This window comes from Nocardiopsis sp. YSL2, assembly GCF_030555055.1.
GTDB lineage: Bacteria > Actinomycetota > Actinomycetes > Streptosporangiales > Streptosporangiaceae > Nocardiopsis.
In genome coordinates this window covers 2947439-2958365 of record NZ_JAMOAO010000001.1, presented here as the reverse complement: position 1 = coordinate 2958365, position 10927 = coordinate 2947439, and the positions used below count along the sequence as shown (strand labels likewise).

General features: G+C 70.6%; 14 protein-coding genes and 1 pseudogene. 1 reads left to right on the top strand and 14 read right to left on the bottom strand.

From position 1 onward, the window contains the following. Nucleotides 1-6: 6 nt before the first annotated feature. Nucleotides 7-885: pseudogene (locus M1P99_RS13000) on the bottom strand (phage tail tape measure protein); the annotation flags it as partial. On the opposite strand from M1P99_RS13000, the gene M1P99_RS12995 reads away from it, so the two are divergent. Beyond that, complete coding sequence (locus tag M1P99_RS12995) at nucleotides 884-1432, top strand: hypothetical protein (RefSeq protein ID WP_304452913.1); 549 nt, start codon at nucleotides 884-886, stop codon at nucleotides 1430-1432. The pseudogene M1P99_RS13000 and the gene M1P99_RS12995 sit on opposite strands and share 2 nt — an antisense overlap. Here M1P99_RS12995 and M1P99_RS12990 read toward each other — a convergent pair. The 13 genes from M1P99_RS12990 to M1P99_RS12930 form a co-directional block, all read right to left on the bottom strand. Further along, nucleotides 1429-1842 carry a hypothetical protein gene (locus M1P99_RS12990; RefSeq protein WP_304452912.1) on the bottom strand — a complete coding sequence of 138 codons (414 nt, stop codon included), beginning with the start codon at nucleotides 1840-1842 and terminating at the stop codon, nucleotides 1429-1431. The two genes, M1P99_RS12995 and M1P99_RS12990, sit on opposite strands and share 4 nt — an antisense overlap. A gap of 95 nt (nucleotides 1843-1937) precedes the next feature. Then, a complete protein-coding gene (locus M1P99_RS12985; RefSeq protein ID WP_304452911.1) occupies nucleotides 1938-2447 on the bottom strand; it encodes a hypothetical protein in 510 nt (169 codons plus the stop codon). A 4-nt stretch (nucleotides 2448-2451) separates the two neighbouring features. Continuing rightward, the gene (locus M1P99_RS12980; RefSeq protein ID WP_304452910.1) at nucleotides 2452-2874 is read right to left on the bottom strand and encodes a hypothetical protein; all 423 of its coding nucleotides are present in this window, start codon (nucleotides 2872-2874) and stop codon (nucleotides 2452-2454) included. A 3-nt stretch (nucleotides 2875-2877) separates the two neighbouring features. Further along, the gene (locus tag M1P99_RS12975) at nucleotides 2878-3219 is read right to left on the bottom strand and encodes a hypothetical protein (RefSeq protein ID WP_304452909.1); all 342 of its coding nucleotides are present in this window, start codon (nucleotides 3217-3219) and stop codon (nucleotides 2878-2880) included. Continuing rightward, complete coding sequence (locus tag M1P99_RS12970; protein ID WP_304452908.1) at nucleotides 3216-3869, bottom strand: FkbM family methyltransferase; 654 nt, start codon at nucleotides 3867-3869, stop codon at nucleotides 3216-3218. Before M1P99_RS12970 ends, M1P99_RS12975 begins: the two co-directional genes overlap by 4 nt. Continuing rightward, complete coding sequence (locus M1P99_RS12965) at nucleotides 3862-4521, bottom strand: hypothetical protein (protein WP_304452907.1); 660 nt, start codon at nucleotides 4519-4521, stop codon at nucleotides 3862-3864. Before M1P99_RS12965 ends, M1P99_RS12970 begins: the two co-directional genes overlap by 8 nt. Continuing rightward, on the bottom strand, nucleotides 4518-5438 hold the full coding sequence (locus tag M1P99_RS12960; protein WP_304452906.1) for a glycosyltransferase: 921 nt from the start codon (nucleotides 5436-5438) through the stop codon (nucleotides 4518-4520). Before M1P99_RS12960 ends, M1P99_RS12965 begins: the two co-directional genes overlap by 4 nt. After that, complete coding sequence (locus M1P99_RS12955; protein WP_304452905.1) at nucleotides 5435-5884, bottom strand: hypothetical protein; 450 nt, start codon at nucleotides 5882-5884, stop codon at nucleotides 5435-5437. The genes M1P99_RS12960 and M1P99_RS12955 overlap by 4 nt, the downstream gene beginning before the upstream one ends. Continuing rightward, nucleotides 5884-6444 carry a hypothetical protein gene (locus M1P99_RS12950; RefSeq protein ID WP_304452904.1) on the bottom strand — a complete coding sequence of 187 codons (561 nt, stop codon included), beginning with the start codon at nucleotides 6442-6444 and terminating at the stop codon, nucleotides 5884-5886. The genes M1P99_RS12955 and M1P99_RS12950 overlap by 1 nt, the downstream gene beginning before the upstream one ends. Nucleotides 6445-6447: 3 nt before the next feature. Further along, on the bottom strand, nucleotides 6448-6957 hold the full coding sequence (locus M1P99_RS12945) for a histone-like nucleoid-structuring protein Lsr2 (RefSeq protein WP_304452903.1): 510 nt from the start codon (nucleotides 6955-6957) through the stop codon (nucleotides 6448-6450). 56 nt (nucleotides 6958-7013) lie between these two features. Next, nucleotides 7014-8489, bottom strand: a complete 1476-nt coding sequence (locus M1P99_RS12940; RefSeq protein WP_304452902.1) for a phage major capsid protein — start codon at nucleotides 8487-8489, stop codon at nucleotides 7014-7016. Between the two features lie 79 nt (nucleotides 8490-8568). Beyond that, on the bottom strand, nucleotides 8569-9522 hold the full coding sequence (locus M1P99_RS12935; protein ID WP_304452901.1) for an HK97 family phage prohead protease: 954 nt from the start codon (nucleotides 9520-9522) through the stop codon (nucleotides 8569-8571). Further along, nucleotides 9515-10927, bottom strand: a complete 1413-nt coding sequence (locus M1P99_RS12930; protein ID WP_304452900.1) for a phage portal protein — start codon at nucleotides 10925-10927, stop codon at nucleotides 9515-9517. The genes M1P99_RS12935 and M1P99_RS12930 overlap by 8 nt, the downstream gene beginning before the upstream one ends.

The following is a 10927-nucleotide window of genomic DNA, read 5'->3' as shown; positions in this document are numbered from 1 at the left end:
CGCCTGGATCCATTCGGTGACCTTGCTGGTCAGCTCGGTGGCCCACGCCAGGAGACCGGACTCGGCAACGGCGATCGCCAGGCCCTCCAGGGCGGACTGCAGTTCACGGACGCCGCCGTTGAAGCCCTCCATCTGGGTCTCGGCGATGGAAGAGGCTGTGCCCCCTGCGTCTTGGAGGTTGCCGGTCAGCTCGGACAGGGCCCCCGACCCCTGCGACAACAGAGCGGTCATCGCAGGGCCGGCTTCCAAGCCGAAGATGCCGAGCATGTCGGCGGTGTCCGCGCCGGAGTCCTCCAACTGCACGAGGATGTCGTTCAGGGAGCGCAGGTTCCCGCTGGAGTCGAGGACGGACACGCCCAGTCGGTCGAGGATCCCCTGGACCTGCGTGGTCGGGGACAGCAGGGCACCGATGGCGCCGCGCAGCGCGGTGCCCGCTTCGCTTCCCTGGATGCCCGCGTTGCCGAGCAGGCCGATCGCGGCCGAGACCTCTTCCAGCTCCAGCCCGGCGCTGGCCGCCACGGGAGCCACGAACTTGAAGGACTCGCCGAGCATGGTCAGGTCGGTGTTCGTGCTGGTGAAGGTCTTCGCGAGGATGTCGTTCAGCCGACCGACCTCGGAGGCTTCCATGCCGTAGCCGGACAACACGTTGGAGGCGACGTCGGCCGCCACACCGAGTTCGACCGCGCCCGCAGCCGCGAGGTTGAGCACGCCCGGGAGGGCGTCCATGGTCGCGGAGGCGTCGAACCCGGCCATGGCCAAGAAGCTCATGCCCTCAGCGGCTTCCGAGGCGGAGAACTGCGTCGTGGAGCCGAGGTCCTTGGCCATGTCACGCAGCTGCTGGAACTCGCTGCCGGTCGCCCCGGAGACGGCCTTGACCCGCTGCATGCTGGCCTCGAAGTCGCCGCCCATTTTCAGGACGGCGGCCCCGACGCCCACGACCGGAGCGGTCACGCTCGCGGTCATCCCGGCACCGACGGAGGCGATCGAGGACCCGACCGACTGCATCTTCCCGCTGAAGGTGTCGAGGTCCTTGCGGGCGTCCCGGAATCCCTTGCCCTTGTACTTGCTGAAGATGGAGAACCCGAGGCTGGTCAGCGTGGCCATGGTTCACCTCCTCAGCACGTGTTCACTTGTCGTCGCCGCTGTCGGCGTCGTCTTCGGACTGCTGTTCGGCCAGTGCGGCCAGCTCCCACGGGCGCGGATAGTGCTCCGCCTTCTTCGGGAGGTTGTGGCGTTTCCCCGGATCGGTGTTGACCCGCGCATACGCGAGCCGCAGCTCGCGGATCTCCTCGATCAGCTCCGCGACCGCCCGCGAGAGATAGGAATCGTCGACCGGGCCCGCGATCTCCTCGTAGGCCTGCCATTCGGTCAGCTCCGCCGAGGAGGTGCCCTTCAGCAGCGCCTCGACGCTGACCCCCCGAGAGCGCGCTAGTCGGAAGTAGAAGGCCCGCTCGGGTCGGGCTCGGAATTTCCCACCAGCTCGTCCACGTCGCTGTCACTGAGCCCGGACAGCTCCTGGGCCTTGTTGACCACGCGCTCCAGGGCACGGGCCGACTTCCCTCCGAGCCACTCGACGTCGGCCTCGGTGAAGATGGGATTGCCGTCGGCGTCGACCGCGGACATGGCGATCAGGCGCGCACGGAAGCCCTTCATGTTCACGTCACGCTTCTTGCCGCGGCCCTGGATCGTGGACTGTTCCAGCTCGTCGCGCTCGTCACCGGACAGGCCCTTGAGGCGGACGCAGTCGGGCTTGGCCGGGTTCTTGGACCACTCGGGGACGGGCACCTCTTCGTAGGCGGCGTCCTTGGCGGTCTTGATCTGGTCGCGTGTCAGTAGCGCCATGCGGGTCTCTCCTTGGTGCTGTCGTGTGTTGTGCTGCGGGTCGGTGTTGGGGGGTGGCCCGGCCGGGGACCCGCATCACCCGGCCGGACCACGTCTCATGCGCCGGCGCTCGCGACTTCCGCGGCGGCCTCGTCGAGGACCTTGCGGATTTCAGCGGTGACCTGCGGCTGCATCTCCGAGAGCGGGCGCACGAACCAGTCGCCGCCCTTCTGGTCGACCCAGGTCCACTCGGTGCGCGGTGTGCCCTTGGGCGCGAACACCGGGTGGCGCCAGCCGCCGTCGGCGTGCCGGGTGCGCGAGTCGAGGCCGCGGGGGATGATCGACTCGGCCGACTCCGGCATCGACGTGACGATGCGCATCCCGCTCTTCGTCGAGGCGCGGGCCCGAACGCCGCGGGCCACACGGCGGCGCAGCCCAGTGGACCCGTGGCGTCCGGACACCGGCATGCGCCGTACTTCGCCCTTGACCCGCTTGACGCCGACCCCGGCGGCCTTGCGCAGCTTCGAGCGCAGCTTGGTGGGCAGCTTCGCGTCGACGTCGCGGAGCTTGGCCGCGACGCGGGTGACCTCGCGGCCAAGCTCGAACTCCAGGGACGGCGCACCCATCAGGTCAGGACTCTGCGGTGACGCGCTCGATGCCCTCGCGCTGGCTGGGGAACGTCACGGACGTCTCGGACAGCTCACCCGGGGAGCCCGCCAGCGGGGTGTACTCCAGGAGGATGCAGGTGCCCCGGTAGCCCGGGTTCGTCTCCGACACCACTCCGGAGCGAGGCCGGACCTCGACCACGAACTCGGCCTCCTCGTCCCACAGCGGGTAGAGGGTTGCGTCGACGCTTCCCGGGTCGAAGTCCTGCTGGAAGTTCAGCTCAAAGTTGTCGTCCTTGAGACCGTGCGCGCGTTCGCGGCCCTTGCCTCCGAAGTTGGTGGTGTCCACCTCGTCCTTGGACAGGGTGACGGTCACGCTGGACACGTGACTGGAGAAGTTGACGCCGTCGACTTCGACGTCGACGTCCTTGAGGATGACCTTGCCCACGGCCTACTCCTTGCTGTCGTCGGCCGGGGTGTCGGCCGGGTCTGGGACATGCGAAAGCCCCGGCGACTGCCGGGGCTTGGTGGTGGTCTTGGTCTTCCGCCGTGGCGGGCGGCCGGGGTCCGGTGCGGAGTCCGAGGACTCCGCGCCCGGGTCCGGCTCCGCCGGGGGCGGGGCGTCCTGACCGGACGCCGAGGATGTGTCGCCCATGGGCGGGTCCGGTTCCTCGGGGGTGACGTGGCCGCCGCGGGTCAGCCGGTCACCGTGCTCGTCCTCCAAGTACACGAACTGGCCGCGCCTGCGGCCCAGTACCGGCTGCTTGCCGACCACCAGGTACTTGCGTGTCATCGCTGCTCCTCTCGGGTGAACACGACGTCGCGGACCTCGCCGGGCCCTGGCGCGGGCTGGCCGGGGCCGCGCGCCCACCGGGCGACGAACGCGTAGTCGCGCACCCACCGGTCCGCCTCGGTGAACCCTGCGGCGGCCATCCGCTCGACGACCGCGCGGTGAGGGGAGGCCATGGTGGGGTCGGCCACGGTGCACGTCTCCACCACCACGAGATCGAGGGAAGCCAGGTCGGCGCCGTCGAGTACGTCGAGCTCGCGTCCCTGGGCGTCGATGACGGCGGCGTCCGGCGCCACCTCGGCGGCGGCCTGGATGTGCGCGAGGGTGGTGACCTCTACGTCGACCGCGCGCGTGCGCCCATCCGTGGTCTGCGGGGTCGCGAGGGTGGCCATGTTGGTGCGGCGTGGGATGTGCAGACGAGCGCGGCCGGGCGTGGATGCGCAGGCCGCCTCGATGACGGTCGCGTCGGGGTGGGTACGGCGCAGGGCCGCGACCAGGCGCGGGATCGGCTCGACGAGGGTGACGTGGCCGACGCCCGCCATCCGGTAGTAGGGCATCTCCTCGCCCTGGTGGGCGCCCACGTGCACGAGGTGCCGCACGTCCAGGCCGAGCCGGGACACCAGTTCGGGGAAGGAGCGGAAGACGCTACCCACGGGTGCCTCCGAAGGCGGGGTGCCGGTCGTAGTCGGCCGGGAAGTCGATGTCGTCGGTGAGGTCGTCGATCTCGGTGAAGAACCGCACCGAGACGCGGTGCTTGGCGAGCGGAGTGCCCTGCCAGGCGCGCAGGAGCATCCACCCGGGCGGGCGGGTCACCGTCCCCGCGGCGCGAGTGCGGTGGACCAGGTCGAGGTGGGCGTCCATCTGCTGGTGGTGGGCGGGCCACCACGAGGCGGCGAAGATCTCCCCGTAGGGGGTGCCGGTGTGCTTCGACGCGCGGTAGCGGCCGAAGCACCGGTAGGCGCGCCGGGTCTCACCCACGATCGTGGCCAGGGCCTCCCGGGTGAAGTACACGTCGCCGAGCAGCAGCACCGTCCGGTCGTCGGCGCTCCACAGGTCGCGGGTGGCGGCGTACTCTGACGGGTAGTCCCGGCCGCGGATGTGCGCGGTGGCGCCATCGGCGGCGTCGGCGTACCGGGAGTCATCGGGGATGATCACGTGCACGTCGCCGGTCAGCGTCAGCGCCTGGGAGACGGTCCGCGCGAGCAGCGGCTGGCCGGTGTCGGCGACCGGGACCAGGTGGGAGCACGTGCCCAGGTGCCCGGCCCACTTCGTCTGGCCGCCGGACGCCGCGATGACGATCCTCATGTGAGCCCCACGGTCTGTGCGATCTGGGCCATGCGGTGCCGGAACAGGTGCCGCTCGGAGATGAGGGTGAGCGCGTTGTCGGTCAGCTCGCGGCGCCGGGCGTCGGTGAGGGCGTCGATCTGCCGCCCCAGGCCGGCGAAGTCGAACCGGTCGAACAGGAGCATGGTGTCCTCGGTGAAACCCTGCTCGGCCAGGCCGGGGGTGCGCGGGTAGGCGAGCAGCCCCCCGCGGCCGAGGGTGCGCGGGATCCGGTCCGACCAGTAGAAGTCGGCGGGTGCCGAGTCGCCCAGGACCACGCGCACGGACGCGTAGGCGTCGTTGAGCTTGCGCCCCCACACCTTGCTGCGGCCGGCGCCCACGTGCCGGAACCTCTGCTCGAATCGGCGGCGCGCCCATTCGATGAGCGCCGTGCGGTGGCGGCCGTGGATGGTCGAGGAGTTGGAGCCCACGAACAGGGCCTCGCGGCGCGGTCCCTTCGGGGTGCCGCGGCCGAAGTAGCGGGTGCCGAACGCGGGCGGCATCCAGTGGTGGTTCACGCCGCGCTCGCCCCAGGGGCGGGGGCCGCCGTCGGCGGTGAACACGTGCTGGGCCGTCCACCAGGACTCGTTGCCGATGCGTGTCTCCCGACGGCCGAGTCCCCAGTACAGGTCGAAGTGCACGCCGACGGTGACGGTGCCGGCGTCCTCGATGCGGCGGAGCATCGCGTCGGCGTCGCCGACGGGGTCGTGGCCGTAGGTGCGCGCCCAGATGAACAGGTCAGCGCCACGGGCTGCCTCCACGATCTTGCGTGTCGGCACCCCCAGAGCTTGGCGGAAGTCGACGTCCCAGCCGAGATCGCGGCAGCCGTCGGCGATGTCGTCATGCCAGCAGTCCCCGTCGCCGCCCATCTGCGGGACCCCGAGCAGCACCACCTTCACCGCGTCAGCACCCCGACGTGGAAGTCGGCGCCGAGGTAGTCGACGCCGCCCCACTGGATGAACCCGTAGTGCGTGACGGCAGGCACCAGGGCGTAGTCGGCGACGAGCTCGTCGTCGACCTCCAGCGGTTCCGAGTCGGCCTCGATAGCGGCCTTGATGGACTTGGGGCCGTCCTTGGCCAGGTAGGCGTCGAGCTCTCGCTGGGAGACGTCGGACAGGGTCGCCGACACCGCGACCTTGACAAGGAAGTTGAGCATGGCCGCGCCACGGTAGGACTTGTCGTAGTCGATCGCGGGTCGGCTCATCGACGTGTCCGGGCCCAGGCCCACAAGGAGGGTCGCGGTCGGAGGGCTGACGGACCCCTCGGTGTACTCCTGCACTCGCAGGCCGGTGATCGTGGCCAGGCGGTCGGCGAGCACGCTGCGCACTGCGGAGACGTCGGCCATCACGCCACCGCCACGACGCGCCGCCGGTACGGCGCCAGCATGGTGGTGATCCGGTGGTTCTCCCGGATCCTGATCAGTCCCATATCTGCCTGTCCCTGGATGCCGAACGGCGCGTCCTTGAGCTTGAACAGCTCGACGGCCGTGATGAATGTGGCCTCGACGACCGAGGTGGGCACGGCGGCCCACCCCCAGTGGGCGGTGACCGCGACGCGGCCGGAGAACCCCGAGCCGCGGATGCGCCAGTATGGCCACCCGGGCTCGCCGTCGACGATGCCGTCGGCGGGCTCCAGTGCGTGGGTGTCGGCGTCGAAGGCGTCACCACCGATGACCAGGTCGTCGGTGGTGTGGAAGTCGTCCACGACCAGCAGCCCCGAGGTGAGGGGCTCGTAGTGGCGGGTGGACGCCGTCTCGGCCTGGTTGAACTGGCGTGCGCAGAACTGGTTCACGCCCCGGCTGGCGGCGGCCAGCGCACCGGTGAGGGCGTTGTCGTCGCCGTCGTCGACGATGTTCAGCCGGGCCTTCAGCACGGCCAGGGTCAGGTACGACTCACCGAGGGCCATGGGTCACCAGCCGCCGCCGTGTGCCCGCCGGTAGGCGGCCATGACGTCGTCAGGGATACGGCCGCGCGGCGGGACGTCGATGTTCTTGTCCTTGCACCAGGCCCGGACCTCCTTGGCCGTCGGCTCCGCGGCCGGCGCCCCGTCCGTCGAGGGCTCGGCCTCCGGCTCGGGCCCGACGTCGCCAGCGGCCGGGGCCTCCTGTCCCGCGTCGTCCTGGGCCCGGTCGTCCTGGCCGTCGCCTTCGCTGGTCTCCTGCGGGTCCTCGCTGGAGACGGTCAGGTCCGGCTCGCGGGTCTGGCCGGGGTCCGCCGTAGTTTCCTCCACCACCGGGCGACGCCTTTTCGACGCATCGCCGCCCCCGATGTAGGGCACCTCCAGCGGCTCGAACAGGTTCTCCCTCCCACGGACGAAGGAGTCGTCGGCGTTGACGATGGTGACGCCCTTGCGGATGCGCACGCGTCGGCGGCCGATGGCGACGACCGCGCTGGTGCGGGCGACGAGCAGGTCGGGCATGTCGGGTCCTCCCAAGAAGAGGCCCCGCCCAGGACGTGCCTGGGCGGGGCCGGGGATCAGCTCGCGGTCGGGTCCGTCAGGACTCGGAACGCGTTGTCGACCAGCACCTTGCTGGAGTTGCGCCACATGGCGACGACGGCCCGCTGGCCGGTCCACCTCCGGTTCGCGCCGAGCACGTGCTGCTGCAGCTCGACGGTCATGCCCAGGCGGTCGACGATGATGAACTCGGAGAAGTCGCCGAACAGCAGGACCCTGCCGTCGGGGTCACCGACCGAGTCCATCGCGGACGCCTCGTGCGCGGAGTAGCCCAGCAGCTCCGAGGGCTGGCCGGACGCCAGCCGCACCCACAGGTCGCCGCCGTCGGAGCCGGTGGACAGGCCGCGGGTGTGGTTGTACGTGGACTTGTTGCCCAGGAACTGCGCGTTGCGACGGAACCGCACCGGCAGCTCGGACTCCAGGTCGTACAGGTCGTCGACGTCCAGGGTGCCCGCGGCGCCCATCGGCACCTCCGAGCCCGCATCCAGCGTCTTGACCACACCGAAGGGGTTGTCGCCGGTGCCGTCACCGATCACGAACGCGCTGTCTTCCTCGCGCTCCTTGGCGTCCATCAGCAGGCGGCTGATCTCGCTGCGCAGCTGCGGCCAGTCCTGGCCGATTTCTACGGAGTAGTCGATGTTCGCGATGACCCGGGTCGGGGTCACCGTGGGCCGGGCGATGGAGAAGCTGTTGTCGTCGGCCTCGTCGCCCTCGCCGGACCGGGACACGGTCACCCCGGAGGAGGTGATGCCGCGCCAGGTGTCGGTGGTGATCTGCTCGACCCGTGCGATCTGCCGCAGCGGCGACGTGGATCCGTCCGAGGTGAGGATGACGGTCGGGTCGAGAGCGAACGGGACGGCCAGGCCGCCGGCGGTGTCGGGGGACAGCGCCATCTGCCGCTGCTCCTCGGCGGTCCACGTCTGCGGGCCGCCAGCGACGATGGCCTTGCCGAACGCCCGCTCGTAGACCGGGTTGCCGGTGATGAGGATGCGCTTGGCCAGCCACTTGTCGCGGTCGTCGGCGCGGGTGAGCAGCTCCTCGACGTGCTCGGCGGTGCGCTCCTTGGACTGGCCGGACATGGGAGCGAACTTCGCGCGCTCGACGGCCCGGCGGGCGTTGTCGAACAGCTTCTCCCGGTACTCGTCCTCGGAGTGCGCGTCGGCGCGGATCCGGGAGATCTCGTAGATCTCCACGCCGCGCTGCTTGTGGAACGCCGGGGCGGCGCCCGGGGCCGGGGCCCCGGGCTCGCCGCCGCCGGGGTTCGCGGAGATCTGGCGCAGCCGGTCCCGGCGGGCCTTCATCTCCCGCACGGTCGCGGCGTGCTCGTCGCGTTCGGCGTTGAGGGAGTTCCACTCCTCGCGGGCCTCCGGCGTCATCATCGTGCCGGTGAACTCCGCGTCCAGCTCGGCGATGCGGGAGTCGATCTCCTTGACTCGCTCTTCGCGCTCTTCGAGGAACCGCGGCTCCTCCGACGGCGCTACGGGCTTGGCACCCATGGCTGCCTCCTTGGGCATGCAAAAACCCCGCGACCTGGTGTGGTGGCGGGGTTCGGGTTCGGTCAGGTGGTGGCGGGCCTCAGTAGAGGCCGCTGTCGTGCGCGGGCAGGTACCAGTCGGCGGTGTACTGCTCGCTGTAGACCGAGTGCGTGCCGGCCGGAGGAGGCGTCTGCTTCCTCTCGGTGGGTTGCGGCTCGTTCGTCTTCTCGTCCTTGGTGGGCTCCGGCTCCTTGGCGTGCTCGCCGGCCGGGACCTCGTCACGGTCTCCGGTGGCGGGCGGCGCCTGCCCGGTGCCCTGTTCGGCCGCGTCCGCGAGAAGGACGGCGCGGGCGAGGGTCTTGCGGGTGTCCGGGTCGCCGAGGCGGCCCAGGTCGATGACGGCGGAGCGCACACCGACCGACGTGTCGTCGTAGGCTGGCCACACGACGGGGCCGAGCTCGGGGACGCGCAGCTCCTTGAGGTCGCGCACGATGAGCTCGTCGTCGGGCACGTCCTCGTACCAGGTGCGGCGCAGCTCCTCGCGCAGCTGCTCCTCGTCCTTGATCTCCTTGCCGTCGGCGCCGTACCACTTCTGGCGGACCACGCCGAAACGGAAGCTCATGCCGTCCACGCTGCGGGAGGCGATGGCGTCCCTGACGGGCTCCATGAGCCAGTTGTCGTGGATGCGGCCGATGACGTGCGCGCCGCCCTCGGGGGCCAGCTCGGGATCGGTGTCCTCGGAGATCGACCGCAGCGACGCGATCGGCAGGCTGCCGATGAGGGGGTGGCGGCCGTGGTCGAACTGGATCTTCGGGGGGTTCTCGCGGAAGGACTTCTTCATCGCGCCCGGCGAGATCTTCTCCTTGAACCGCCCTTCCCAGGAGTCGATGATCGTCTCCCGGTTGAACACCGCGGCGTACCCGTCGAGGGTCAGCCCGTCGCCTTCCTCGCCCTCCTCCGCGGCGCGTAGGCCGAACGGGGCCATGCGCAGGACGTCCTCGCGGGGCGGGATGTCGGCGCGCTGCGGGAGGCGCTTGTCGATCAGATCACTCATCACTACCTCCGAGCGCCCCGGAGGCGCCTTCCTGGTTCCCGTTACTGTTCTCGCCGCTGGTCAGCGGGGGTTGGAGCTGCACGGACATCAACGGGTTGCCGTGCTCATCGGTGCGTGGTTTCAGCTGTGACCAGTCGTGGGTCGTGACCGCCGCGATCGCTGATTCGTGGGTGAATCCGTCCTTGACCAGGGCCACGATCGTCTGCGCTTCCTGGCCCTGCACTGCGGCGGCGTCGGAGGCGTCCATCGCCAGGAACGGCATGCCGCGCGTGGTGTACCACAGGCGCGGCGGCGGCCCGTCTCCGCCTGGCGGGAGCAGGATCATCTCCAGGGACGCGGCGACGTTCTCCCACAGGTGCCGCATCGTGCCGTCGCCGAAGCGCCGGCGCGCGCTGGTGAAGTTGCCGGCGTTCAGGGCGCTGCCCTGGAGGCCTTCGCTGAATCCGACCCAGGACGGCGGTACTCCAGCGGCGGACGCCAGCCTGCTTTCGGCCTTGCCCTGGGTGATGGCGAATTCGAGCTGGGCGAAGTCCTTGCCGATGGCGTCGTAGTCCGCGCCGCCACCGAGATACAACGTCTTGTAGGCGTTCGCGGCGCCCTGGTGCTCGGCCTCGAACAGCTCCTTGAACTCCTTGACCTGCTCCAGCGTCACGGCCGCGTCGAACTTGATCACCCCGTTCGGGGTCGCCGCGTTGCGCAGGAACGCCCGCTTGTGGTCGGTCTGCAGGTTGTCGCCGAGCACGTCCCGGATCACCGGCGTCACCCAGCTCATGCCGACGAACACGCCGTCGGGGTCGGGGTAGGGGGCGTAGTGCGCGACCTCGTCCGGGGCCAGCAGGACCATCCGGTCGCCGTGCTCGCCGCGGGGCATGTACGCGTACCCCAGCAGCTCGACGTCCGCGGCCTCCGCGGGGTGATCGGCGTCCTCCTGCGACCCGAGGATGATCGTCATCCACTCGGGCCGCAGCCGCACCACCCGGTCCGTGACGATGCGTCCGCCCGAGCGGCGCCGGATCCGCCGGATGTAGGCGTTGCCCGCGGTGGTGATGTCCAGCTCCATGCGGGCCAGCAGGTCCGCGGTCGTGCCACCCAGCCACGGGCGTTCCAGCACGCCCAGCTCGGGGCTGCCGAACAGGTCGGTGGGCTCGCCCCTCATGAACCGGGTCCACTGGAACCGGGTCTGGGAGAACACCTGCATCCGGGCCAGGGTCAGCGCCCAGACGGGGCCGTTCGACTTGACCAGGTTGGACAGGGTCGCGCCGACGCGTTCCTCGTCCAGGGTGCCCATCGTGGTGCGCAGGACGCCGTGCTCGTGAGCGGCGATGACCGCGTCCACCCAGTCCTGCACGTTCCCGCGGACCTCGCCGCGGCCGCGCCCCAGGAGACGGTCCCACCAGCGGGCCAT

What these genes read in the sequence shown, in the direction of transcription:
- M1P99_RS12995 (WP_304452913.1), top strand. Translation starts at nt 884, where the DNA reads ATGCTGGCCTCGAAGTCGCCGCCCATTTTCAGGACGGCGGCCCCGACG.
- M1P99_RS12990 (WP_304452912.1), bottom strand. Translation starts at nt 1,842, where the DNA reads ATGGCGCTACTGACACGCGACCAGATCAAGACCGCCAAGGACGCCGCC.
- M1P99_RS12985 (WP_304452911.1), bottom strand. Translation starts at nt 2,447, where the DNA reads ATGGGTGCGCCGTCCCTGGAGTTCGAGCTTGGCCGCGAGGTCACCCGC.
- M1P99_RS12975 (WP_304452909.1), bottom strand. Translation starts at nt 3,219, where the DNA reads ATGACACGCAAGTACCTGGTGGTCGGCAAGCAGCCGGTACTGGGCCGC.
- M1P99_RS12965 (WP_304452907.1), bottom strand. Translation starts at nt 4,521, where the DNA reads ATGAGGATCGTCATCGCGGCGTCCGGCGGCCAGACGAAGTGGGCCGGG.
- M1P99_RS12955 (WP_304452905.1), bottom strand. Translation starts at nt 5,884, where the DNA reads ATGGCCGACGTCTCCGCAGTGCGCAGCGTGCTCGCCGACCGCCTGGCC.
- M1P99_RS12950 (WP_304452904.1), bottom strand. Translation starts at nt 6,444, where the DNA reads ATGGCCCTCGGTGAGTCGTACCTGACCCTGGCCGTGCTGAAGGCCCGG.
- M1P99_RS12945 (WP_304452903.1), bottom strand. Translation starts at nt 6,957, where the DNA reads ATGCCCGACCTGCTCGTCGCCCGCACCAGCGCGGTCGTCGCCATCGGC.
- M1P99_RS12940 (WP_304452902.1), bottom strand. Translation starts at nt 8,489, where the DNA reads ATGGGTGCCAAGCCCGTAGCGCCGTCGGAGGAGCCGCGGTTCCTCGAA.
- M1P99_RS12935 (WP_304452901.1), bottom strand. Translation starts at nt 9,522, where the DNA reads ATGAGTGATCTGATCGACAAGCGCCTCCCGCAGCGCGCCGACATCCCG.
- M1P99_RS12930 (WP_304452900.1), bottom strand. Translation starts at nt 10,927, where the DNA reads ATGGCCCGCTGGTGGGACCGTCTCCTGGGGCGCGGCCGCGGCGAGGTC.